The following is a 23959-nucleotide window of genomic DNA, read 5'->3' as shown; positions in this document are numbered from 1 at the left end:
GCAAGACCAGGAGCCGCTTGAACAGGCGCGTGGTTCGGAAACCCGACGGCCGCCACCTCATCTATTACGAAAAGGCTTGAGCGAGCTTCGCTGGCATCCTCTCTTGGAGGAGTGGGTGACCGTCGCGCCGTGGCGCCAGGACCGGACCTATCACCCGCCCGCCGACCACTGCCCGCTGTGTCCCACCCGGCCGGGGGAGGCCGAGACCGAGATCCCCGAGCCCGACTATCACATCGCGGTCTTCGAAAACCGCTTCCCTGCCTACACGGGCGAGCAGGGGCGATGTGAGGTCGTGTGCTACACGCCGGTGCACGATTCGTCTCTTGGCGAGCAGACGGTGGACCACATCCGGGACCTGATCGAGGTCTGGCGAGATCGGACCGAGGAGCTCGGACGGCTGCCGAGCGTCCGGTACGTCTACATCTTCGAAAATCGAGGCGAGGCGATCGGCGTCACCCTCAGCCATCCGCACGGCCAGATCTACGCGTACCCATTCGTCCCGCCGGTGATCCAGCGTGAGCTGCGCGCCGAGTCCCGGCACATGCGCAAGACCGGGCGCTGCCTTTATTGCGAGGTCATCGAAGGCGAGCAGAGTGGAGGGCGAACGGTGTTGCGCGATGAGCGCTGGATCGCTTTCGTGCCTTCGTTTGCGCGTTGGCCTTATGAGGTCCACCTGGCGCCGGTCCGGCATCGCGGCGGCCTGGCCGACCTGGATGCGGCCGACGACGAATCGCTCGCGCGCACGCTCAAGGGCCTGCTCCAGAAGTACGACCGCCTTTTCGACCGCCCGCTTCCGTACGTGATGGCGATGCACCAGAGACCGCCCGGGCGCGGCCGGAAGCCACACCACTTCCATGTCGAGTTCTACCCGCCGAACCGGAGTCGCGACAAGCTCAAGTTTCTCGCCGGCTCCGAGCTTGGGGCGGGCGCATTCATCCTCGACGCTCGCGCCGAGGACGCCGCCGCGGAGCTACGTGGGCTTTAGACCGGACCCCTTGCCGGCGGGAGGGGGCCTCGACGCCTGGCGCGGGCGGGCTCCCGGCCGTGTGAACCTGATCGGTGAGCATGTTGATTACCTGGGCGGCCTGGTCCTGCCCGCGGCCGTCGACCGTCACGTCGAGGTGGTTGGCCGGCCGGCCGGCGAATGGTCGATCGAAAGCAACGTCAAGACCGGCCTCGCCTACGTTCGCGCCATCGGCGAGGAGCTGGGGGCGGCGGCGCAGGCGGTGCGCGTGACATCCGACGTCCCGCCGGGGGCAGGCATCAGCTCGTCGGCCGCCCTCCTGGTCGCGCTCGCGGTCGGGCTGCGGCCCGAGATGGACGGCCAGCGGGCGGCGCTCGCATGCCAGCGCGCGGAGCAGCATGCGACCGGAGTCCAGGTCGGCGTGATGGACCACTTCGCGTCGGCGCTGGGGCGGCGCGGCCACGCGCTCCTGCTCGACTGCGCCACCCTCGAATATGAGGTCATCCCTTTTCCCGATGAGCTCGCCATCGCCGTCATCGATTCGGGCGAGCACCGCTCCTTGGCGCGCACGCCTTACAACGAACGCCGGCGTGAGGCTGAGGCGGGCCAACCGAAGCGCCGGCGGCATGTGGATTCGGAGATCGCGCGCGTGCATGCGTTCGTCGAGGCCCTGAAGCGGCGCGACTTCGCGAGCGTGGGCCGGCTCTTGAAAGAGTCGCATCAAAGCCTCCGCGATGATTTCGAGGTGTCGACGCCGACTGTGGATGGACTGGTCGAAAGGGCCTGGGCTTCGCCCGGCTGCTACGGCGCACGCATCATGGGCGGGGGCTTCGGAGGCAGCATCCTCGCACTTGTCGAACGCGGTCAGGAGCACGCCTTCGCCGGTTCGATGGGGCGGGCGATCCTCTTCTGCCCGACCGCCGACGGCGCGTTCGTGGCGCAGCGAGCGCCGGCATGAGCAACTGCCTGTTCCTGCCGATGTCACAACGTTCGGCTGGAATCCGCGAGCTGAGCGGATGGGAGGCCTTGTGGATGCCGCTGGGCGAGGGCGAGGCGGAGCGGCTGACGATCGGCAGGGGAACGGGTTGGAAACCGATCGAGGTGCCGCGTCAGCTCGTCGCGCACGAGGGCCGGCAGGCGGTCTGGTACCGAACCGAGTTTCCGCGGCCCGACCACGCCGGTCGCGTCGTCCTTCGTATCGGCGGCGCATTCCTCGCCACCAACGTCTGGCTCAACGGCAAGCTGCTCGGCTCTCACTACGGATACTTCGCCCCGTTCGGATTCGACCTGACGCCTTACCTGAAAGCGGAGAACCTGCTGGTCATCTGCTGCGAATCGCCGCTCGAGAGCGAGCCCGACAAGAAGCGCCACATGATGGGGCTGTTCAACGACGGAGACCTGAAGCCATATCCCGCGTCGGCGTACGGAAGCCTTCCCGAGCCGTATCGCCTGGAGGTGCCGGTGGGGCTGTGGCGGCCGGTCGAGCTCGAGTACGTGGGGTCGATCACGATCGACTGGATGCGACTGAAGCCCGGCTTCGAGGCGGGCGACGGGCGCCTGGAGGTCGAGGCGCGCTTGCGGAACCTGGACGGCCGCCAGATGGAAGGCGAGGTCGAGCTGGTGGTGCCGGCGCCAGGCCGCGGCGCCGGCGAGCCGCTGCGCCTGCGGCGCGAGGTGCGCCTCGGCGGCGGGATGGAGCAGACGGTCGCGATGCGGCTGGCGTTCACTGGCGCCCGGAGATGGGAGCCGTGGCGTTTGGGCGAGCAGCATGTGTATCGGGCCGAGCTCATCGCGCGCACCTCTGACGGCGTCGAGTCGGCCCGCGTCGAGGACACGTTTGCCTTCCGCGAGCTGGCCTGGGAGATCGGACCGCGCCGCTGGAGCCTTGCCGTCAACGGACGCCCGATGTTTCTTCGGGGGGCCTGCTACGTGCCGTCGCACCGGCTCGACGAGCTCACGCCCGAACGGATGCGGGACGACATCGAAATCGCCAAGCGGGCCAACCTCGATGCGCTGCGAGTCGTCGCCAACGTGCTCCCCGAAGATTTCTATCGTCGCGCCGATGCGGCCGGGATGCTGGTGTTGCAGGACCTGCCGCTGACCGGCACGTACGCCTATCACGCGCGCGGCGAAGATTCACGGTTCTTCGAGAACGTGGTCCGCGAGCAGCAGGCCGAGATGGTCGAGCTGCTCCACAACCGCCCTTCTGTGGCGCTCTGGATCGCGCACGACGATCCGCCGTGGCTCGCCACCAACTCCGACCTCGGCGAGGTCCACGCGGTGCGGCAGAACCACTCGATCGACCAGGACCTCAAAGCCTCGTTCGAGCGCCTCGACCCGAGCCGGCCCGCGCTGGCCGCCTCGGGGGAGGTCGACCTGCATCTGATGCTGGGCTGGGCGGCCGGTTCATGGCGCGACCTCGCCCAGGTCGAGCCTTTAATGGTCACCGCTTTCGGCGCGCAGTCGCTACCGGCGGCCGATTCACCGGTCTGGGAGTCGATCGACGCCCGGTGGCCGGTGGCCGACGACGAGCCGGCGTGGCGCCACGCCGGCTTTCAACCCGTCAACTGGGCAGAGCGTGGTGTCGGGCTGCCCTCCGCGCATCAGGGGCTTGAGCCTTACGTCGAGGAGTCGCAGAGGTACCAGGCCGAGGTGATCCGTCTCGCGGCCGAGCATCTGCGTACGCGGAAGTTCGAGTCGTGCTGGGGCGCCTTCGCGTATCACCTCGTCGACCCTTTTCCAGCCATCGGTTTCGGACTGATGGACGGCGCGCGGCGGCCGAAGCTCGCGCTCGAGGCGCTGGGCCAGGCGTTCAAACCGACGCGAGTGATCATCGAGCCGCTGGCGTTCGAGCCCGGGCGGCCGTTTGGAATCCTGCAGAACCCGGACGTCCCGTTCGCGGCGCGGCTCGTGATCGTCAACGACGACGCCGATGTGTACGGACCGGGGTCGGTGAGGTGGTCGCTGACTCGCGAGCGCGCATCGGGAGTCCGCGGCATCGGCCGCCTGCGTGATGCGATGCAGAAAAAGTCGTATTCCGGCGTGGCCGAGGTCGAGGTCCCCACCGCGTTCGAACCGGCGGTCAGCGCGACGAGCTTGAGCCTCCCGCTTCAGGCCGAGGGCGATTACAAGCTCGAGGCGTCGCTGATCATGTCCGGCCGCGTGGTCGATCGTGCCGAGCTGCGGTTCGCAGTCACATCGAGGCTCCCACCACCGCGTCCGCGTCCGGAGATACCGCGCTATCTCGCCGAGCGGCTCGCCGACGTGCAGAGCCTGCGACCGGAACGGGATGGGATGAGCTTCGAGCTCGAGAACCGCACGAGGACGGCCGTGCTGGTGGGTGTCACCGGCCTACGGCTCGACGGCGTCGTCCTCGGTCGCCATCAGCTGCAGATCGAAACGCATGCCGGGCGGGCGCCGCTTCCGAGGCGGCTCGACATGCCGCTTGGAAGGCGCATGGTCGTGCACGTGGTCACGGGCGAACGGCTCGGCATCGGTGGGCATTCGCTCGAAGCCGACATCACGGTGCCCGGCGTGGCGTCGGGTCGCCTGGTCATCGAAGGCACAGTGGACGTCTAGCGTCCCGAAGCTCGGAGGCGCTCGCGATCCGTCGACCGACGAGTTAGGCTCAGTTGAGTTGACTCGACTATTTCGGGTGCCATACTTCTGCACTACGCGGGTGCCGGCACATCGCCGCGCTTTGGTTTTTAAGTGATTGATACATAGCCGGATTCGGCGAAAGGGAGGCTGTCCACCGGATGCCAGTTGAATATGCGGACATCATCCTGGCGGTGGCGGCGCTGTTCGCCGCCATTCTTTATCTCCGGGCACGCAGGCGGCGCAGGGGCAAGAGGTCAGCTCCGCCGGTGCGGCCCGCCTCACCGGCCAATCACACCGCGGGCGTGGCATCGACATGGGCGCCCCCGCCGATGGCCAGGCCGGCCAGTCCCGTCGCGCCGACCGTAGCCGTACCGTCGTCACCCAGCTGGGATCAACCCGCCGCATCGCCGGCGAAGCCGAGCCAGGGGACCTGGGGGTCTCCGGCATCACCCGCGGCGGGATCGCCTCCGGCTGCGCCGGCGGCCTCGCCCGCGCCCACGTGGGGCGCGCCCTCCGCGCCGGCGGCCCCTGGTCAGGCGGCGCCGTCATGGGGCGCTGCGCCGACCGCTCCAGCCGCACCTGCGCCGTCATGGGGGGCTGCTCCGGCCGCTCCGGCCGCATCCGCCCCTGCGTGGGGCGCTCCGGCGGCACCAGCCCCGCCCCCCGTGGCCTCCACGCCGCCCGCACCCGCCGCGCCGTCATGGGGCGCTCCGGCGGCACCAGTCCCGCCCCCCGTGGCCTCCACGCCGCCCGCACCCGCCGCGCCCGCACCCGCCGCGCCGTCATGGGGCGCTCCGGCGGCACCAGTCCCGCCCCCCGCGGCCTCCACGCCGCCCGCACCCGCGCCCGCACCCGCCGCGCCGTCATGGGGCGCTCCGGCGGCACCAGTCCCGCCCCCCGCGGCCTCCAAGCCGCCCGCACCCGCCGCGCCGGCATCGGGCGCTCCGGCGGCAACTGCCGCCCCCGCCCCGTCATGGGGCGCCCCCGAAACACCGCCCGCACCGCCGGCCGCCGGGCCACCGCGGCCCGCCGCGCCGGCCGCGCCCTCGTGGAATGCACCGGCCACCCCGTCGTGGGACGCGCCGGGATCGACCGCCTCAACGCCGTCGGCGCCGGCCTCGACCGATTGGGGCGTACCGCCGCCCGCCGCATCGTCGCCGGCGCCCACGGTGGCGCCTTCCTGGAACGAGCCCGCGCCGGCGGGGCCGGCGGAGCCCGGCTGGGGAGCACCGCCGGCACCGGCCGGTCCTCCGGCGTGGGACGTACCCAAGACCGAGGAGCCCGCCGCCCCCGCGGCGCCGTCATGGGCGGCACCGGTGGCGCCTCCGGCTGAGCCTGGCCCCGCATCGCCTCCGGCTTGGAGCGCACCGGCGCCGGCGGCGCCCTCGTGGGCCGTGGCTCCGATGCCCGCTGAGCCGGAATCGACCGGCGCCACACCGGCGGCCGAGCCCGAAGCCGCGCTGCCGGCAGCCGAGCCCGAAGCCGCAGCGCCCGCCGCAGCTGCCGCATCCGATGCCCCAGCCGTGGCCGAACCGATGATTCCCGACATTGCCGCCACGATGACCCCCGAGGCGGCCGCCGCCGCCCGCGAGTCCACGACCTTGATGCCGGCGTGGTCACCGCCACCGCCACCGCCGGCCGCGCCCGATCCCGTGGCCCAGACCATGGCCATCAGCGGCACGACTCCGCCGTTCGCCGCGGCGATCCCGGGTGCCGGCGCGGAGGCGGAACTGGTCATCGAAGCCGGTCCCGACGCCGGCCACACCTACCGTGCCGGCGACCACGCTCTGCGCCTGGGTCGCTCGCCGGACAACGACCTCATCCTGCGCGACCCGGCGACCAGCGGCCACCACGCCCGCGTCGAGCGCCGCGGCGAGCAGTTCTGGATCGTCGACCTGGGGAGCACCAACGGGACGCTCGTCAACGGAGAGCCGGTCCAGGAGAAGGAGCTCAACCACGGCGACCGTGTCACCATCGGCCAGAACGCGGTGCAATTCTCGCTCCTTGGGGCATAGTGGGCACTGATGCGGCTTCGGATCGCCTGGGCGACCGATCCCGGTCTGGAGCGTGAGGAGAACGAGGACGCGGTAGTCGTCTGGCGCAACAAGGCGGGACTCGACACCCTGCTGGTGGTTTGCGACGGAATGGGCGGGCATGCAGCGGGTCAGACCGCCAGCTCGATCGCATCGAAAGCGGTCACCAAGGTCCTGGCCGAGGACGGCAGCGAAGGACCGGGCATCGAGCGGCTGAGAAGGGCATGCAAGGAGGCCAATGCCGCGGTGTTCGAAGCCGCGCGTGACAACCCGGATTGGGCCGGGATGGGCAGCACCATGGTGATCGCCGCGATCAGAGCCGGCGAGCTCGGCCTGCTGAATGTCGGCGACAGCCCCGCATATCTATTCCGCAACGGCCTGGCGAAGTTGATCTCACAGGATCATTCGTGGCCGGCAGAGCAGGTGAGGCTCGGGGTCATCAAACCTGAGGAGGCGGCGACCCATCCCCTCAAGCATCGGTTGACGCGTGCCATCGGCGTGTGGGAATCGATCCAGTCCTTCACCGACACGATGAAGTTGGAGGAGGGCGACGCTGTCGTGCTGTGCAGCGACGGCGTGGAGACCGCGGGCGTGAGCGTCGAGGAGATGGGCCGGTTGCTGCTCAAGGACGGCAACCTCGACCGCGGCGCCGAGCGCGTGATCGAGCGGTGCCGCGAGCTGGGAGCGCCGGACAACGTCACGCTGGCGGTGGCACGGGTCGAGGTCGACGTGACGAGGACGGCGGTGCTGCCGAAGCTGAGGGCTGGTCAGTAGGCCCGGGCCACCAGCTCCGACAGGTGCTCGACCTTCATCCCTGACCTCCGCGCGCGAAGGCCCACCTCCAGCTGCATCTGACAGCCAGGGTTCGCGGCGACCACGACATCGGCGCGGGTGCTGAGGACGTCGTCCATCTTCTCTTGCAGGATCCGGTTGGACATGGCCGGCTCGAGCGTGCTGTAGAGACCGGCCGCGCCGCAGCAGATGTCGGGGTGGCGCATCTCCACCAGCTCGATTCCGGGCACTGAACGAATCAGCTCGCGCGGCTGCTTGCGGATGCGCTGCGCGTGCGCCAGGTGGCAGGCGTCCTGATAGGTGACACGCAGGCCGACCTCACGTTTGGGCTCGGGCAGTCCGACCTCGGCGAGCCACTCCGTGAGGTCCTTGACGCGCCCTTGCAAGCTCGGATAGAAATCCTTGAGGTGGGCGCCACAGCCTGCTGAGTCGATGACGAGCGCGTCGAAGCTGCCGGCGCCGTACATTCGCGCGTTCACGTCGCGCAGGCGTTCCGCTCCTTCGAGGTCGCCGTTGTGGGCGAGCAGGGCTCCGCAGCAGTGCTCATCCGGTGGAAACCACACCTCGCAGCCCGCGAGCTGCAGGAGCTTGACCGCCGCCTGGTGTGACTGTGGGTACAGGATCGGCATCACGCAACCGACGAGGAAGGCGACGCGATACTTCCGCTCGCCGATCGCGGGCGCGATGTTGCCGGCCGGCGGGCGGAACTGGGCGCGGAGTGGCGGCAGCTGGCGGCCGGAGCGGACGAATGACGTGAGACGCGCGGCCTGGGCCAAGCGCGTGACGGATCCGAAAGCGCGCAGCCGAACCGGATGCGCCAGCAGCTGCCGCAGCGCGGTTTTCGCGAGCCATCGCTTGGGTGTCGGACGGCGAAGGCTCTCCACCTCCGCGCGCCCGGCCTCGATGATGCGCCCGTAAGGGACGCCCGAAGGGCATACCGCCTCGCAGGTTCGGCAGCCGAGGCACAGGTCGATGTGCTTGGCCTGTTCCTCGGTGAACGGCAGGCTGGAGCGCTTCCACTGCGTCATGAGGTAGATGCGCCCGCGAGGCGATTCGGTCTCGAGCCCGGTGGTGCGGAACGTCGGGCACGCGTCCAGGCACAGGCCGCAGTGCACGCAGGTCGCGAGGTCGTCGTCGCTCAGCCGGGCAAAGGGCGCCGTCGCCGCTTGGAGGGAAGGTGTGGGGTGCGGTGATGAGGCTTGGTCTTCAGTCACACCACAAACCTACCTGGGTTCATGATTCCGACCGGGTCGAAGACTTGCTTGAGGCGGCGCATGAGCTCCAGGGTCGGAGGCGGCGAGCCCCAGGCGCCGACTTCGCGTCGCAGCTCGGGCGGTGCCGCCAGCAGGACAAGCGAGCCGTGCGCAGCCTCCGAGGCCGCCCGGACATCGCGCACGCTCTGTGCGCCGGTCGCGATCGCCCAGTGCACGATCCCCGCGCCCGGTGAGGCCCACCAGTGCGCGCCTGCCGGCAGCGAGGCGACGATCCTCTGCAGGTCGTGGCGTGGAACAGCGATCCGGGCCCAGGCCTTGGGCGCGCGGTGCGAGTGCTCGACCCACACCGACGATTCGACCTTCTTCCAGCCCAGCTCATCCACCATGCGTTCGACCGCGCCCGGGCTGCCGAAGAAACGCGCCAGCACGCGGCCGTCGGAGAACAGCTCCAGCGCCGCGGGGGGAAGCGGCATCGCCAACGCCCGCTCGGTCGACGTCCAAGCGTCCGCGATCGATTCATGCGGGGCCTCGACGGTGAGGTCGTGCAGCGGCTTGGGGAACACCTTGAAAGAGGCGGCGACGATGACACCGAGCGTGCCCATCGCTCCGAGGTGCAGCTTCATCAGGTCGTACCCGCTGACGTTCTTGACCACGCGCCCACCGGCACTGGCCAGGCGGCCGTCAGGCTGGGCCACACGGATGCCGATGAGGAAGTCACGCGGCGAGCCGTAATGCAGGCGAAGCGGGCCTGTCCAGGCCGTCGCCAGCAATCCCCCGATGGTGTGGCCGGGCGAGTTGAAAGGGTCGAGAGGGAGGAATTGGCCGGCTTCGGCCAGCACCGCCTGCAGGGCTTCGAGCGTGATGCCCGCCTCCACGCTGATCACCATGTCGGCCTGCGAATGCTCCAGCACTCGGTCGAGCCGGGTCGTGTGCAGCTCGACGTCACCGCGTCCTGAAGCGTCGCCCATTTCGCTCGCACGCCCGCCGCCGACCGGGACCACGGAGGAGCGATCACCTGCCGCTTCGGCCAGGCGCGCGGCAAGCTCTTCGGCGGTCCCGGGCCTTTCCACCGCCGGCGCCGTCACCACCACTTGGCCTCGACGGCAAGACCGGTGCGGCCCACGAGCTGGATCGGCCTGCGTGACGGGTCGGGGAAGATCTTGCCCGGGTTCAGGATTCCATCGGGATCGAGTGCCTGCTTGACGCGAAGCATGGCGTCGAGGTCGTCTGGGCTGTACACCCAGGGCATGAACGAGGCCTTCTCGAGCCCGATCCCGTGCTCACCGGACAGCGCGCCGCCCATCTCCACGACCGCTCTGAGCATCTCCTCTCCGGCGCCCTCGACCTGGTGCAGCACCTCGCGGTCTCGCAGGTCGAACAGGATGTTGGGATGCAGGTTGCCGTCGCCGGCGTGAAAGACGTTGGCGACGGGCAGCTTGTAGTGCTCGCCGATCTCGCCGACGGCCGACAGCACCTGAGGCAGCTTGGAGCGCGGCACGACCCCGTCGTGGAGGTAGTAGTTGGGCTTGATCCGCCCAAGCGCCCCGATCGCGCCCTTGCGGCCGGCCCACAGCAGGTCCCTCTCGGCGGGAGTCTTGGCCTCGCGCATCGCGTAACCCTGGTTCTCCTCCAGCACCTGTCGCACCGCGGCCATCAGCTCGCGAGTCGACTCGGCGATGCCATCGACCTCCACCAGCAGCACCGCGCCGGCATCCGTGGGGTAACCCGCGTGGTAGTGCGCCTCGACCGCGCCGACGGTGACGCGATCCATCATCTCGAGGGCGGCGGGCACGATGCCGCGCGCGATGACCGCCGAGACGGCGTGGCTCGCGGCCTCGATGGTCGGGAAGGCCGCGAGCAGGGTGGCGACGCTGGGCGGTATCCGGAGCAGGCGGACCTTGATCTTGGTAATCGCGCACAGGGTGCCTTCGGAGCCGACGAGAACGCCGCACAGGTCGAGGCCGGTGCGGTCGGGCGCGTCGCCGCTCACCCAGTGGACGCTCCCGTCCGCGAGCACGACCTCCATGCCGAGCACGTGGTTGGTGGTGACGCCGTAGTAGAGGCAGTGAGGGCCGCCTGAGTTCTCGGCGGCGTTGCCGCCGATGGTGCACGCCTTCTGGCTCGACGGGTCGGGGGCGTAGAAGAGCCCGTGCGTGGCGGCGACGAGTGAGAGCTCCTGGTTGACGACGCCCGGTTCGACCAGGGCGGTCTGCGCCACGGGGTCGATCTCGATGCGCCGCATGCGCGTGACCTGCAGCGCGATGCCGCCCCGGATGGTGACCGCGCCGCCGGAAAGTCCGGTGCCCGCGCCGCGCGGCACGACGGGAACGTGATGCCTCGCGCCCACCTTGATGATCTCGGCGACCTGTTCGGTGGTCGAGGCCAGCACGACGGCGTCGGGAACGGCGCCTTCGATCGAGCCGTCACGCTCGAAGATCCGAAGGTCGTTGGCGGCGTCGATGACGGATTCGCGGCCCACGATTCGACGCAGCTCTTCGGCCGCCGACGAAGGTAAGGACATCAGGCGAGCGGAGCCTCGCGGTCCGGGCTGCGTTCGAAGGCTTCGAACCTCCGCGTCATGGCTCCCGGAAGGCCGGGGGCTTCGGTCGCTTCCGCGCCGACGATGAGCAGGTTGAGCCATCGCCGGCACTCCTCGTCGGTCGGCGCATGATCGGTGCGCTCGAAGATCGCCTCCTGGATTCGACTGTGCGGCGAGACCTGGATCGTGTACCAGACGGAGAGGCCGTCGGGCGTCAGGGCATGGTGTTGCTCGTCAACCCGCCGGTTGACCGGGAGCTTCAGCGGCTTGGCCTCGGCGGCGGCGCGCAGTCGTGCGGCCTCGGTTCTCACGTCGCTCAACACGTCCACATTAAACTCGAACCGATGAACGGCCGAGAACGGGTGGCCGCCGCGCTGGCGATGACCGTGGCCGACCGGCCGCCTGTCGGCGCGTGGGGACACACCTATCGCGAGGAGTGGTCGCCCCAGACCCTGGCGTCCGCAACCGTCGAGCGCGCCCGCCAGTTCGGGTGGGATTTTGTCAAGCTCCAGCCGCGGGCGAGCTGTTTCGCCGAGGCTTTCGGCTCCGTCTACAAACCGGCCGGCCATCGCTTGAAGGGTCCGGTGCTGATCAGCGCCGCCGTCCCGGATCTCGAGGCCTGGGGAGCCGTCGCGCTGGTCAATCGCATGGCGCTGGACGACCAGGTCGAGGCGATCGGGATTGTGGCTCGCGAGCTGGGACCCGACGTGCCGGTGATCCAGACCGTTTTCAGCCCGATCACGGTCGCGGGCTACCTGGTCGGCAAGTCGCAAGCCCGCGTCGTGCGCGAGCTCCGCCAGCACCCCGACCTGGTGCGCCCGGCGCTGGATCGGATCGCTGAGGGGCTCGTCGATTTCGGCGCGCGCTCGGTCGCGGCCGGAGGCGCCGGCATCTTCTACGCGATCTCCGGTTACGCGAGCAAGGATGCGATGCCCGAGCAGGTGTATCGCGATCTGGTGCTGCCGTACGACATGAACGTGCTCCAGCGACTGCCGCGCGAGGCGTGGTTCAACGTCGCCCACCTGTGCGGCTCCCACCTCCACTTCGGCCTGGCCCGAGAGCTGCCGGCGCAGGTGGTGAGCTGGTCGATCCACAACCAGGGCAACCCGTCGTTGGCCGAAGGCCGGACGCTGGCCGGGCGGGCGGTGATGGGCGGGCTGGGTCATCGCGCTAGCTTGCTGAACGGACCGCCGCACGAGGTCGAGGCCGAAGCGCGCCGTGCCGTCGCGGCAACCGGCGGGCGGGGTTTGCTGCTCGCCCCGGGGTGCTCGGTCCCCCCGCGCGCCAAAGACGTCAACCTGGCCGCCATGGTGTCGGCAGTCGCGGCATGACCCGGGTCGTGGCCGGCCTGGCCGAGATCGTGCTGTGGGTGCGCGACATGGAAGCCGCGCTCCACTTCTATCGAGACCTGTTCGGCCTCGAGGTGATCTCGCCGGTCGAGCTGCCGAACAAGTTCCTGAAGGCCGCCGACGGTGGTGCGGGCGTGCCGGAGATGATCGTGCTCATCCCGCATCCCGACAGGTCGTCCGAATTCCCGCGCGCAAAGGTCATGCGCGTCCTGCATCATCTGGCGTTTCGCGTCGAGACCGTCGCGTACGACGAGCTGCGTGAACGGTTCGCCGCCGAGGGAATTGACGTGAGGTCTGGGACCCACCCCGTGCTCCAAGGCGTTCGGACCTTCTACGTCGACGACCCCGAAGGCAACGAAGTCGAAGTGATCGCTCCGGCCTAGAGCGTCAGGTCGCCTGCGGCTTCGATTCGACGGCCGGCTCGCCGCGTGTGCCGAGGGCGATGGCGACGCCCGCGATCGTGGCCAGAGTCCCCACCGCCAGTGTCAGCGGCTCGGGGAGGTGAATGCGCAGCAGGTGATCGATCGAATAGGCTCCGGGCCCGATCAGCGCCAGCGCGGCCACCACGGCCAGGATCAGCAGGTTGAACTCGTAACCGCCCTTGCTGACCCAGAAGCCCTTCGCCCAGTGCACGAGGCCGATCGCCACCAGCATCGAGCCCGCGATGGCGAAACTGCCCAGCGGAAAAAGCAGCCCGAGCGCAACGGCCAGGCCGCCCAACAGCTCCGCAAGCGCGGACATCCAAGCCCAAGCGGATGCCGGACGGATCCGCATTCGCGTCATCGCGCCGGTCCAACCGGACATGCCCGGACCGCCCCACCAGCCGAAGAGCTTCTGGGCGCCGTGCCCGGCGAGCGTCAGGCCGACCACAACGCGGAGGATCAAAAGGGCTAAAGCCATCAACACCGTCATCTCCTGATATCTAGCCGCAGCCACTTACATTCCGTGGGTCGCGCACCGCCACCCAGATCTCAAACCCTAACCGAGGGGCCGCCCCGGATAGACTCAGCGGAGGCGGCCGGCGCCGGCCTGCGAGAGGGGCCCGTAGCTCAGCTGGTTAGAGCGGCCGACTCATAATCGGCTGGTCGGTGGATCGAGGCCACCCGGGCCCACTCCAAATCGAACTCATTTCGAGCCTCCTTGGTGGGTCTGACCGGCGTCGGCAGCCGGTCTGACAACAATTCTGACAACAGTTGAGAGATTCCCTTCAACCGCGTGAGAGAGCCGCTCGCCGTGCTGAGCGTTATAGTGGTCACAGGAGTGATCACACCATGAAGGTAGCGACGGTTCGAGAGTTTCGCGACAGAGCGACGGATTGGCTGCGCTCAGATGACGTAGTTCTGATAACACGTGACGGCCATCCGGCAGGCTTTTGGGTGCCCTGGGATGAGCCGAAGTCGTTGCCTAACGATCTCCGCCGAGCTGTTTTCCTGAGGTTGGCCGAACAGGTGCGGAAGAAAATGGAAGCTGCAGGAGTGACCGAGGATTCCGCTCTCAAAGACTTCGCGGCTTCCCGACGCGCTCGTCGCTGACGCCAATGCGCTGATCTCAGCGGTCCTCGGCGGTCGAGCTGCTGGCGCACTGGTTTTTTCGCTTGAGGCCGGGATTCACGTGTACAGCGCACGCGAAGTCGCCGATGAGGTCAGGGAATGGCTGCCAGTCTTGGCTCGCAAGCGGGGCCTTGAGGAGGACCTATTACTTGGGACCTTCGCCATGATGCCCGTCGAATGGAAGGAACCAGCGGTAACGGCCAGGTACAAAGACGAGGCCTTGCGGCGAATCGGCGCGCGCGACCCGGACGATTGGCCGACAGTCGCTCTCGCGATCGACACGAGTCACGAATACCGACATTCAGCACCGCCGGAAGGCGCTTGGGCACGAAAGCTATGGTCCGCTGACGTCGTAGTTCGGCACCGAATGAACGACCTGTTGCTAGAGATGCAGTCACCCATGACGTCGCCGGGGAAGCCCATAAAGAGAAATCCGAAGACACTCACGGGGATGCTTCTGCATCGAGCGCTCAACAGACCGAGTCGATTGGTACACAAGAGCGTCGCAATCTGGAGCGCCGACAAAGACTACGAGGTCACGGGCTTGACAACGGTTCGCACTGGAGAACTCCTGCGTATGCTCGGGAAGTAGGCCGTCAGGACCTCTCGCTCGCTAGAGGTGCTCGCATCGGTACCGCTGTCGCAGAGCGACGTAAGCATCGACGTGCCCCTTGCGGTCAGAGGTACCCACTTTTAGACGGTCCCGAACACCTTGGATTGCATTTAGCCACGACGGGACGACGCATGGCTCAAAGTGCATCCCAGTGGGCCACGTGGTCCTTGGACCTTCGGCGACGACGGCTAGCGCGGCGACGTGATTGGCCAATGCGTCATCCGGACTTTCCATCTCGTTGATGCAGAAGATTGGGTGGTCAAGCCAGTTGGTGAGGCTGCGATCGAAGACTGCGGTCTGCCATCCGGCGCCGGGATAGCGGCGTGTAGAGACCCAATACTTCTTCCTGTCCACTCCGGGTAGAAGATCGTTCGGCCCGCTGCCAACCGCCACATGTAGCGCATCCACCATTGCTGCCTCGAGTTGCCCTACAGCTGTAGGCCCGACGACGTCATTTGAGTCCGCTGGATGAAGTTCCATGACCAGCGACTGGAGTGCACTGATTGCGGAACGCGACATTTGCCAACTCTGCGGCGGATCGTTTTCAGCGGCTTGGACAAGTTGTCTATGCGCACCCTCCAGGTCGAAATCGTTACTCGTGCCCCTAGCGTCTGAGATCCACCGCCAGAACTTTCTGCCGCTGATACTCATCACCTGGAGTTCCCATCCGTTGAGCCGCTTGTTTCGGAACGTCGTGATTGCATACGTCGTGGCATCGACCGTATTCCGGACTTTGCTTGAGTACTCGCGTGGAACCCAGGCTCGGCCGTCCCAACGCGATCGGCCGTCGTTCGATACTGCGGTCTGCCAGGCCTGACCGTTCCACCACCAACGCATGTCAGGCGAAAAGCGGGCCAGCTCAGCAGCGGAGGCTGTCGAACGTTTGCGGGCGCTTTGCGCTGCCAGCACTATGCCGGCGAGCGCGATGACGACAACGTCGATCGCGAACTGATACGCAGGATCGATCCCCGTAATGGCCACAACCACGCCGATTAGGACCACTGCTCCGACCAGCCACAGCCACAGCGGAAGTCGTTTCATCTTGTGAGGAGCGTGACACGCAAGCGCATGCCCGGCAATCTAGCTGGTCGTGAATCAAAGGCCCACCCGGGCCCACTCCAAATCGAACTCGTCTCGAGCCTCCTTGGGGGTTTGACCGGCATCGGCACCCGGTCCGACAGCAATTCTGACAACAGTTCTCGCTGAGGACGAAGCGATCCCAGGCAGGCCGAGTTCCAGAAGACCGACGTTCGACCCGGTCAGCCAAGCAGGTAGTTGAACAATCGCAACTCGTTGGGGGAAATGAGAAGGTAGGTGATGACATATGCGCCGTCGCCTTTTGAGAGCGCCAGCCCCACGCTTACCGCAAGATAGGCAGCCAGACCGATCACGTTGGCAGCGATGCCAATAGCGGCTCGACTTGCGGAGCCCTCACGGAAGCGGCGTATTCCATGGATCACACCAAAGCTGAAAAACACCCACGGGATGAGGAGAGGAAAAAGGCTGGCGTCAACGACCCCCGCCACAAACCAAAGAAGCGGACGCTTCAGTCCGGACCTTGCAAATTGGCGCGGAGCAAGTCCGGCGGGTGCTATAGGTTGCCATTGGGCACCATCCCACCACCAACGACCGTCGGGCGATCGCTGGCCGACTGTTCCCATGGGACTCGGGTCCGGTGTCTCGGAGCTTGTCATGAGTATCTCGCCGCCATTGTCACCCTACCGGCGCCGTTCAGCGCTGCGCTGGGCCTTCTTCAGCACGTCCACCAGATACTCAGCATGGTGAGGGTCCATGGTGACCGCGACCTGAGCTTGAGCGGTCATGGACTTGCCTTCAATTGCGGGCTGCGCCCTCAACCGCGGTGCGCGGTCTAACAGGTCACGAACGCGTAGGCCCTTTTCAACGGCGTACATGAGGACCACTGGCTTGATCGCTTCGGTCCAGCGACGGAAATTCACCGCGTCAGTCTGAAGTTCGGCCACCATCGCCGCCCGCCCGTCGTCCGTTTTCATCATCGCCTGACGTTGTGGCGTCCTGAAGAAGTGATGAATGACGAAGTTTCGTCGCTCAATCACCTTGGTCAATTGTTTGAACATGGCGCCTTGCTGAGGGATGCGTGGTTTGAGTTCACGCACGAGACTCCCCAGCGTTTGTCGTTGGATGCTGGCTAGCAGCCGGAGATAGTCGCGACGTGTCAGCGTTGAAGTCTTAGGATGCGACAGCCACGCGTAAGCACTGAGCTCAGCTTCAAGTGCTTGTCCCCAGGCCATTGCGACACCGGCCCAGGCCATCACGTCCCTGGTGATTGGGTCAAGTTCGACGCCCGTCGTCAGGTCGTGCGTTTCTGGTTGCTCGGGCAATCTGGAACTCCTTTCCAACCAAGATATTGCCATCGACACGCATTAACCACCAACCACTTCCCAGACGCGGCCCCGCTCCAGAAATACTTCGATTTCGCCAAGCTCTGTTGAAATCCACATGCGGTGCGCGATTTCAGGGCACGCCGAGTACGGCCTCCATCCGATCAGCCGCCTCGCGCTGAAGGGCGGGGAGCACATGGCTGTAAGTGTTCATCGTCAGGCTGATCTGGCTGTGGCCGAGTGTCTCCATCACCACGCGCGGATGGACGCCCTGAACAAGAAGCAGCGATGCGCACGCATGGCGCAGGTCGTGGAAACGCATCGGTGGTAAGCCGGCCCGCTGCAGCAGTCGATGGAATCGGTGCGTGACATTTGGGCCGTCGGCAAGGGTTCCCTTGGCGCTCGGGAAGACCAAGTCGAGGTCGACCCATTGTTCTCCAGCTGCCAGGCGTTCCATGGCCTGGCGGGCGCGGTGAGAGCGCAGTGCGCTGATGACGATCGGTGGCATGACAAGAGTTCTCCGACTGCGCTCCGTCTTCGTCTCGACGAGCTGCGTCCCTTGATGCGGGATCCGCTGTGAGGCGCGGCGCACGCGCAGTATCCCGGTGTCCAGGTCGATGTCGCTCCATTTCAGCCCGAGCGCTTCGCCTTGCCGCAGGCCAAATGCCAGCGCGACCGAGTACAGCGCCTCGAGGCGATCGCCTCGCGCGCCGTCAAGCAATCGCCGTGCGTCTTCGGGAGTTAGCACGATGGCCTCACGGCGCTTCCCTCGAGGTGGAGAAACCATCGCCGCGGCGTTGTAGTGGACCATTCGCCAACGAACAGCCTGGTTGAGGGCCGCTCTGAGGACCGAGTGCATGTACTGAATCGTTCGCGGCGCCAGGCGACCCTCTCGTATCTTCCGAGTAACGAGTGAGTGAACGTGCTGCGGACTCAACTTCGCGAGTCGCACGCGGCCGGACTGGGGAGGATGTGAAGCCGAACCAGATGTTCATAGCCGCGCCAAGTCAGCGGGCGTGTTCGCTGCTTCGCAACTTCGTACAGCCACCGATTCATGTAGTCGGCGACGGTCAGCCGTTCGTTGATGACTGGCCGACCTTCAGCGATGTCCCGCTGGATCTTTGTGAGCCGGCCGGCAACTTCGCGTCGTGTCTTGCCGTAGATCCACTTTCGGCTGTAGTCGTCGAGGATGATGGCTGCCGCCCAGCGTCCGTCGGAGCGCTTCAGGATGGTTCCTTCGCCGTTGCCACGGCGTCCCGCGCTCATCGCTGACCCTCATTCTTCGACCGGTACCCGTGTCGACGAACTGCAGAACCCTCTGCGACCGCAATGGAAGGCACGGTGTTACGCGTTCCGTGCCAGGAGATGTGCGAGCCAAGCCGAATCCGGCCAGTGCCGGCCTCGGCCGCAACCTCCAACACGTAATGCGCAATCGTCGCCACCATGCGTCGCACGGTATCCCCAGCTCGCGACGACGGCAATAGCGCGAAACGAAGACCATCAGCAACGCGTGAGACGTCCTGACACCGCGTGACACCCGGTGACACTTCCTGACACTCTGTGACACGCCTCGTAAATTCTTGTGAGATTTGTCCCGCGACGAATCTCAGTCGCCCAGCTCTGACAACAGTTTTGACATCAACGCCGTGGCACTCGCTGACACTCCCTGACACTGAATCGAGTCGCTGACGGCCACGGCTGAGTACGCCTGACACTCCCTGACACTCTCTGGCACGAGCTCGGGCGGGCCTCATAATCGGCTGGTCGTTGGTTCGACTCCAACCGGGCCCACCACATGGGCGGCCTATCGCGGTCTACCGCCACGCGGGAGACCGCCGATCTCATCGTAGATCTCCCAAGCCACGACCTACCTAGGGTGGGAAGAGGAGCCAAGCTGTCCGTCTATGCGGGCTCCGGAAGCATTACGTCGCGGACGAGCGCTTCAAGGTCACTGCAGGCCCCCATGAACTGGCGCAGCGTGCGTATGGTGGGGCCGAACGAATCAAACTCCTGCGTTGTAAGTCCATCTTCCGAATATGCGCGGCGGAAGTCCGGGAAATGGCCAATCAGCTGACTCACGACATCGGGGTCGACCGGTTCGTCGATCCGGGGTCGAACTTCGATGTCGCTCGCGTTTAGACGCTTCTGCCAAGCGAAGGGCGGCGAGATCACGGCATCGGCGCCGATCAGCTCACTCCAGTGCATGTGATTGCGGAACGCCGCGGAAAGCAGTCGCACTCTATAGCCACGCTCACGGAAGATTCCATACGTCTTTTTGAAAACCGCCACGCCCGCCCACTCTAGAATGCCGGGGTCGACCGAAATCCCTCGCTTTTCGAGGAGGACCTTCAACCAGTCGTCGAGGCGCCCGACCATGATCGTGCAAACCGGGCCCATCGAATCGATGTCATTGCCTGCGCCATGCCGCCGTTGCGAGCCTCGCTCTACGGCTTCGGCAACGGCGATGCATTGCGGCAGCGTGAAACATACCGTCGCATTCACGCTGACCCCGAGAAAGGTGGCTTCTTCGATCGCCAGGATTCCGGCACTGGTAGCTGGAATCTTCACGATCATGTTCGGTGCGATTCGGCTGAAGGCCATCGCGTTCTCGAGGATGCGGTCAGCATCCCGGAAGAGTCTTGGGTCGGTCTGTATCGAGAGGCGCCCGTTCCGTCCGCCACTCGCAGCAAACGCCGGCTCAAGTAGCTCGGCAGCCCTGACCGACATCTCCTCAACCAGCTGCCAACCAATCTGGTCCTCGGTCGCGCCCCGCAGTTCGCGCGTCAGGGCTTCGATGCGAGGCTGCCACGCGGTGATGTTCTTCTTCAGAATGCCGACCGCGATAACCGGGTTACAGGTAGCTCCGACGGCGCCGTTGGCTATGGCATAGCGGAGCTCTTCGACGTCCGCCGAGTCATTCCATAAGCACGTCTGCGTTGTCTGGGTCATCCGGTGGAGCGGGCTCTTGTAGGTGAAAGCCGGCGCAATACTGGTTGGCCTACCCACGGACGCCCGTCTCACCATCGCGTCACCACGGCCTACCGTCCATCGGTCCCTCCTCTTTGACTCACCGGATGCAACTGTTGGCGGCGCTGACTGTTGACAATTAGCTGTCGTAAGTCTACGGTGTATATGCTGCATCCGCATGTCGGAGGAGAGCCTATGGGTTGCAGCTTGGCCAGGGTGACGATGACTTCTGCACCCGAAAGAAGGTCGTGGTGAACAGATGGTGATCGCGGCCTGTTGTAACTGTTAGGGGGTGCGCCCTTGAGCGCCTGGCATCAACACGGCAGGAGGAGCCGAGACTAAGAGTTCCGCACCATGCTGTCGAACCACATAGCTCCGCTCGACGTTGGCCGAGTATTCACCCGCGACGAATACCGAAGCCTCCAGGTTGATGACCATGCCGGCCTCCAAGGGAAGGTCGGCTGGCAGGTCGACGCATTGGTCGCGAAGCCGCTCGGTCGTGCGTGGCGCCACGAAAGGTAGGTCCCGGACCTGAACTCCAAGGCCGTGCCCGCTCGCTGAGCAGTGTTCGCTGGCCGATCCTGTATGTAATGCCCGGGTCATTTCCACCTGACAGGCCGAAGCTGGCCTCCCAGCCTGGAGCGCCGCGCTACCTGCATCGAGGCTCCTCACGAGGTTGTCAATGGCTGCCAGCGCGTCAGCACGTGGCTCTCGCATCGCCAGGGTGAGCCCGGCATCAGAAAAATACCCTCGTCGGCGGCATCCAAAATCGACGTAGCACAGATCTGTTTCTTTAAGCGCCGAACTGACCTGCATCGCGATTCCGCCATCGCTCACGCCCCACGCAAAGTGGTCAAGTTCGGCGTCATAACGGGCAACCTCCACGCGATACGCTGTGCTGATATCAAGCATGTCCCGGCCTGGCCGAGCTAAGGCGAGCGCGGTCACGGCGGCCTGCTGACTGGCTTCGGCACACTCACGCATGAGGCGAATCTCATCTGCCGTCTTGACTGCACGGATGTATCGCAGAAGCACGGAGCAGTCGTCCAACCTAGCCAGGGGTAGTCGGGCCCCAAGGTCCGCCGCGCGATCAGATGCCGGGGCTCGCAGCTCGATTCCGATGCGGCAATCAACAAGGCCGCGCTGCTTCAGAACTTGGACAAGCACCTCGATCGCACTGGGCGCACTTTTGGTGTCTGGAGATCCCACGGGGCGCCCGAAATGTTGAACGTCAATAGCACCGAGACCTGCCGCCGTCGCTCCAAACGAGGCAACGACTATTAGCGCAGGGCGATCGCTCTTTGTCAGGACCGCGTAACTTGGAAACTGAATAGCTCGACTGAGCGGGTCTAACATATCCTCTGAGTTCCTGCGTTCAAACCAGCCCTCATAGCCAGTCAGATATAGGACATTGTCCGGGGTCGTTGCGACCAGTGCATCGACTTCGCACGACTCCATCAGATCACGGGCGCGGTCCAGATTCGCGATCACGCGGGCGCCTGGGGGAATATCACGACAATGGCAATGAACAGCATCAGAACTCTGTCACGTCGTGGGTGCGATATTCGATGCTGAGGACTTCCAGCCATGGTGGGCACCTCCTGATATGCGCCAACCGAGCGGCACCGGCGTCCGGCTCGGTCTGTGCTCCAGGACTCTGCGGAACCGCCCACCAGCCTTCCGCATATCGAGCGGGGTCAGAATTGGTATGCTAGGACGTTGACGACCGACTGTCAACAGTCAGCCCTACGAGGAGGTGGAGTGGTATGAGCTCGGCGAAGTTGAGCAGGGCGACCCCCTACCGCAAATTGACCGCTGACGGTCAAACTACGCGATTGACCACCGCGCAAGCGATTGTCCGCTACCTCGGCGAGCAGTACAGCGTGCGGGATGGCCGTCGCCAGCGGTTGGTGCCGGCCATGCTCGGGATCTTTGGGCACGGCAACGTCGCCGGCCTCGGCCAGGCACTTGACGAATATCAAGACAAACTTCCTTTCATCCAGGGCCGGAACGAGCAATCGCTGGTGCATATCGCGTCCGGTTTTGCGAAGGCGAAGCTGCGGATGGCGACTCTCGCCGTGACCTCATCCATTGGCCCAGGTGCCACCAACATGGTGACCGGCGCCGCGCTGGCCACGATCAATCGCCTCCCTGTGCTCCTATTTCCGGGAGATACCTACGCGACGCGCCGGCAAGGTCCGGTGCTTCAGCAGTTGGAACATCCGCTGGCGGGCGACGTCAGTGTCAATGACTGCTTCCGGCCTATAGCCCGGTACTTCGACAGGATCACGCGGCCGGAGCAACTCTTGACCGCGCTGCCCGAAGCGATGCGCGTACTCACCAGTCCTACTGAGGCGGGAGCTGTCGTGATCGCGCTGCCGCAGGACATCCAGACCGAGGTGTACGACTACCCGACCGATTTCTTTGCCGAACAGGAGTGGCCAATCTTCCGACCGCCGCCCCACCAAGACCAGATCGCGGCCGTGGCGCGGCTGCTCGCCGCCGCTCACAAGCCGCTGATCATCGCTGGTGGCGGCGTCATCTACGCCGAAGCTGCGAAGGAGCTGGCCGAGCTGGCGAGCACGTTCGGCGTTCCGGTCGTCGAAACCTTCGGGGGCAAGGGTGCCGTTGAGAGCGACGTTTGGTGGGGACTCGGAGGATTGGGGCTCGAAGGCAATCCGGCCGCCAACGCCGTCGCGGCGGAAGCGGACTTCGTGCTGCACGTCGGCACGCGCTTAACCGATTTTGCGACAGCGTCTCAGTCGATCTTCCGCAATCCCGACGTTCGCTTCGCTTCGATAAACGTTGTCGACCACGATGCTCGAAAGCAGGGAGCGCAGCCGATCATCGCCGACGCCAAGTCTGGCTTGGCAACACTCGTGACGGCCGCGAAAGCCGCCGGCGTGGTCCCACGTCAAGGATGGGCCGACCGCACGCAAAGGGCAAAGCTCGAATGGCAGCACACTCGCATGGAGGCATTGAAGCCAACCGACGAAAGGCCGATGACCCAGGGTCAGCTCATCGGCGTACTGAACAATTGGGCGCGGCCCGGAGACATCGTAGTCGCGGCGGCAGGAGGGCCGCCCGGAGACCTGCTCAAGGTCTGGGACGCCACCGACGAGCGGCGCTGTCACCTCGAGTTCGGGTATTCCTGCATGGGCTACGAGATCCCGGCTTCGCTAGGCGTCCGGCTGGCCGGGCCTGCTGGAGAGGTCGTTGCGTATATCGGTGACGGAACGTTTCTCATGCAGCCAACCGAATTGGCCACGGCGGTCCAGGAAGGCTTCAAGGTCACCGTCGTCATATCCGACAACCACGGGTTCCAGGCAATCCGGCGGCTACAGATGTGGCGCACGGGCCGGCACTTCGCCAACGAGTTCCGGCGTCGGGTAGGACCCCTGGGCACTGGAGCCTTGGAGGGCGAGTACCTCACGCTTGACCTCGCAGAGATTGCCCATGGCCTTGGGGCCACCGCATGGAATGCGAATAGTCCGGAAGAGCTGCGGGACGCTCTCGAGCGGGCGCGAGAGACGCCTGGTCCATCGGTCATCGTTGTTCAGACTGCACCGCACGAGAATCTTCCGGGTTCGGGAGTCTGGTGGGACGTTGCGCCCGCCGAAGTCTCTGGCCAGCCTTGGGTGGCAGAGAAGCGACACGAATATGAGGCAGACCTGCGCCATCAGAGATGGTTCGGTTGAACCACGAGTTTCGGAACCGCCTCCGGAATCGTGACCCCCTGATCGGCACCTTCCTCAACCTCGGTTCGGCCACCGCAGCCGAGGCTTGTGCTATGGCTGGTTGCGAATTCATGGTCGTCGATCTCGAGCACGGCAGCGCTGGCGAGGACGCGTTGTTGGAGCAGATCGTTGCCGCCGCCGCTCACCGTTCGGCGCTCTCAACTCGGACGACTACCGGTACGCGTCTGCGGCTCTCCGCGTTTGAAGGCGCTCAGCTCTACGGCCAAAGTCTTTCCCTTGA

The 23959-nt window shown here is 66.0% G+C and carries 20 protein-coding genes, 1 tRNA gene and 1 pseudogene; 11 read left to right on the top strand and 11 right to left on the bottom strand.

The annotated features are described in order from the left end of the window. Window positions 1–76: 76 nt before the first annotated feature. The 6 genes from galT to EPN29_09375 all read left to right on the top strand — a co-directional run bounded on the left by galT (window position 77) and on the right by EPN29_09375 (window position 7371). Window positions 77–985 (top strand): galactose-1-phosphate uridylyltransferase, encoded by a 909-nt coding sequence (gene galT / locus EPN29_09400; protein ID TAN32375.1) that lies wholly within the window; start codon window positions 77–79, stop codon window positions 983–985. Then, entirely contained in the window at window positions 918–1922 is a 1005-nt protein-coding gene (locus EPN29_09395; GenBank protein ID TAN32374.1) for a galactokinase, read from the top strand. Before galT ends, EPN29_09395 begins: the two co-directional genes overlap by 68 nt. Next, window positions 1919–4543, top strand: coding sequence for a hypothetical protein (locus tag EPN29_09390; GenBank protein TAN32373.1), 2625 nt, complete (start codon window positions 1919–1921; stop codon window positions 4541–4543). Before EPN29_09395 ends, EPN29_09390 begins: the two co-directional genes overlap by 4 nt. Before the next feature lie 520 nt (window positions 4544–5063). Beyond that, window positions 5064–5897: a hypothetical protein gene (locus EPN29_09385; protein ID TAN32372.1), complete on the top strand. Its 834-nt coding sequence runs from the start codon at window positions 5064–5066 to the stop codon at window positions 5895–5897. A 70-nt stretch (window positions 5898–5967) separates the two neighbouring features. Then, window positions 5968–6579 (top strand): FHA domain-containing protein, encoded by a 612-nt coding sequence (locus tag EPN29_09380; GenBank protein ID TAN32371.1) that lies wholly within the window; start codon window positions 5968–5970, stop codon window positions 6577–6579. A gap of 9 nt (window positions 6580–6588) precedes the next feature. Next, window positions 6589–7371: a serine/threonine-protein phosphatase gene (locus EPN29_09375; protein ID TAN32370.1), complete on the top strand. Its 783-nt coding sequence runs from the start codon at window positions 6589–6591 to the stop codon at window positions 7369–7371. Here EPN29_09375 and EPN29_09370 read toward each other — a convergent pair. From EPN29_09370 to EPN29_09360, 3 genes are read right to left on the bottom strand one after another with little or no spacing between them, the layout of a single operon-like run. Beyond that, entirely contained in the window at window positions 7365–8603 is a 1239-nt protein-coding gene (locus tag EPN29_09370) for a (Fe-S)-binding protein (GenBank protein ID TAN32369.1), read from the bottom strand. The two genes, EPN29_09375 and EPN29_09370, sit on opposite strands and share 7 nt — an antisense overlap. Beyond that, the gene (locus EPN29_09365) at window positions 8600–9847 is read right to left on the bottom strand and encodes an FAD-binding oxidoreductase (protein TAN32368.1); all 1248 of its coding nucleotides are present in this window, start codon (window positions 9845–9847) and stop codon (window positions 8600–8602) included. The genes EPN29_09370 and EPN29_09365 overlap by 4 nt, the downstream gene beginning before the upstream one ends. Beyond that, the gene (locus EPN29_09360; protein ID TAN32367.1) at window positions 9685–11244 is read right to left on the bottom strand and encodes an FAD-binding protein; all 1560 of its coding nucleotides are present in this window, start codon (window positions 11242–11244) and stop codon (window positions 9685–9687) included. Before EPN29_09360 ends, EPN29_09365 begins: the two co-directional genes overlap by 163 nt. Before the next feature lie 26 nt (window positions 11245–11270). Between EPN29_09360 and EPN29_09355 the strand changes: the two genes are divergently transcribed. Both EPN29_09355 and EPN29_09350 read left to right on the top strand, forming a co-directional pair. Further along, entirely contained in the window at window positions 11271–12473 is a 1203-nt protein-coding gene (locus EPN29_09355) for a hypothetical protein (GenBank protein ID TAN32366.1), read from the top strand. Next, window positions 12470–12874, top strand: coding sequence for a VOC family protein (locus EPN29_09350; GenBank protein TAN32365.1), 405 nt, complete (start codon window positions 12470–12472; stop codon window positions 12872–12874). Before EPN29_09355 ends, EPN29_09350 begins: the two co-directional genes overlap by 4 nt. A gap of 4 nt (window positions 12875–12878) precedes the next feature. On the opposite strand, the gene EPN29_09345 is transcribed toward EPN29_09350, so the two are convergent. After that, window positions 12879–13391 carry a DoxX family protein gene (locus EPN29_09345; GenBank protein TAN32485.1) on the bottom strand — a complete coding sequence of 171 codons (513 nt, stop codon included), beginning with the start codon at window positions 13389–13391 and terminating at the stop codon, window positions 12879–12881. A gap of 138 nt (window positions 13392–13529) precedes the next feature. Here EPN29_09345 and EPN29_09340 point away from each other — a divergent pair. Both EPN29_09340 and EPN29_09335 read left to right on the top strand, forming a co-directional pair. Further along, a tRNA-Met gene (locus EPN29_09340) sits at window positions 13530–13603 on the top strand. Window positions 13604–13976: 373 nt separating this feature from the next. After that, a complete protein-coding gene (locus tag EPN29_09335; GenBank protein TAN32484.1) occupies window positions 13977–14633 on the top strand; it encodes a hypothetical protein in 657 nt (218 codons plus the stop codon). A gap of 21 nt (window positions 14634–14654) precedes the next feature. Here EPN29_09335 and EPN29_09330 read toward each other — a convergent pair whose 3' ends face one another. From EPN29_09330 to EPN29_09305, 6 genes and pseudogenes are all read right to left on the bottom strand, one after another. Continuing rightward, window positions 14655–15695 (bottom strand): hypothetical protein, encoded by a 1041-nt coding sequence (locus EPN29_09330; protein ID TAN32364.1) that lies wholly within the window; start codon window positions 15693–15695, stop codon window positions 14655–14657. Between the two features lie 218 nt (window positions 15696–15913). After that, window positions 15914–16180, bottom strand: a complete 267-nt coding sequence (locus EPN29_09325; GenBank protein ID TAN32363.1) for a hypothetical protein — start codon at window positions 16178–16180, stop codon at window positions 15914–15916. Window positions 16181–16372: 192 nt separating this feature from the next. After that, entirely contained in the window at window positions 16373–17014 is a 642-nt protein-coding gene (locus EPN29_09320; protein TAN32362.1) for a hypothetical protein, read from the bottom strand. 133 nt (window positions 17015–17147) lie between these two features. Beyond that, window positions 17148–18280 (bottom strand): annotated as a pseudogene (locus EPN29_09315) (site-specific integrase). A gap of 636 nt (window positions 18281–18916) precedes the next feature. After that, the gene (locus tag EPN29_09310) at window positions 18917–19963 is read right to left on the bottom strand and encodes a transaldolase (GenBank protein TAN32361.1); all 1047 of its coding nucleotides are present in this window, start codon (window positions 19961–19963) and stop codon (window positions 18917–18919) included. Between the two features lie 303 nt (window positions 19964–20266). Next, window positions 20267–21472, bottom strand: a complete 1206-nt coding sequence (locus EPN29_09305; protein TAN32360.1) for an aminopeptidase P family protein — start codon at window positions 21470–21472, stop codon at window positions 20267–20269. 317 nt (window positions 21473–21789) lie between these two features. Here EPN29_09305 and iolD point away from each other — a divergent pair, with 317 nt between their 5' ends. After that, complete coding sequence (gene iolD / locus EPN29_09300; GenBank protein TAN32483.1) at window positions 21790–23679, top strand: 3D-(3,5/4)-trihydroxycyclohexane-1,2-dione acylhydrolase (decyclizing); 1890 nt, start codon at window positions 21790–21792, stop codon at window positions 23677–23679. Here the strand turns inward: iolD and EPN29_09295 are convergent. Continuing rightward, a complete protein-coding gene (locus tag EPN29_09295) occupies window positions 23661–23864 on the bottom strand; it encodes a hypothetical protein (GenBank protein ID TAN32359.1) in 204 nt (67 codons plus the stop codon). The two genes, iolD and EPN29_09295, sit on opposite strands and share 19 nt — an antisense overlap. Window positions 23865–23959 lie beyond the last annotated feature (95 nt).

The sequence above is a fragment of the bacterium genome (assembly GCA_004299235.1).
Taxonomy (GTDB): Bacteria; Chloroflexota; Dormibacteria; order Dormibacterales; family Dormibacteraceae; genus SCQL01.
The sequence above is the reverse complement of the archived record's forward strand: the minus strand, read 5'-3'. Positions and strand labels throughout refer to the sequence as shown.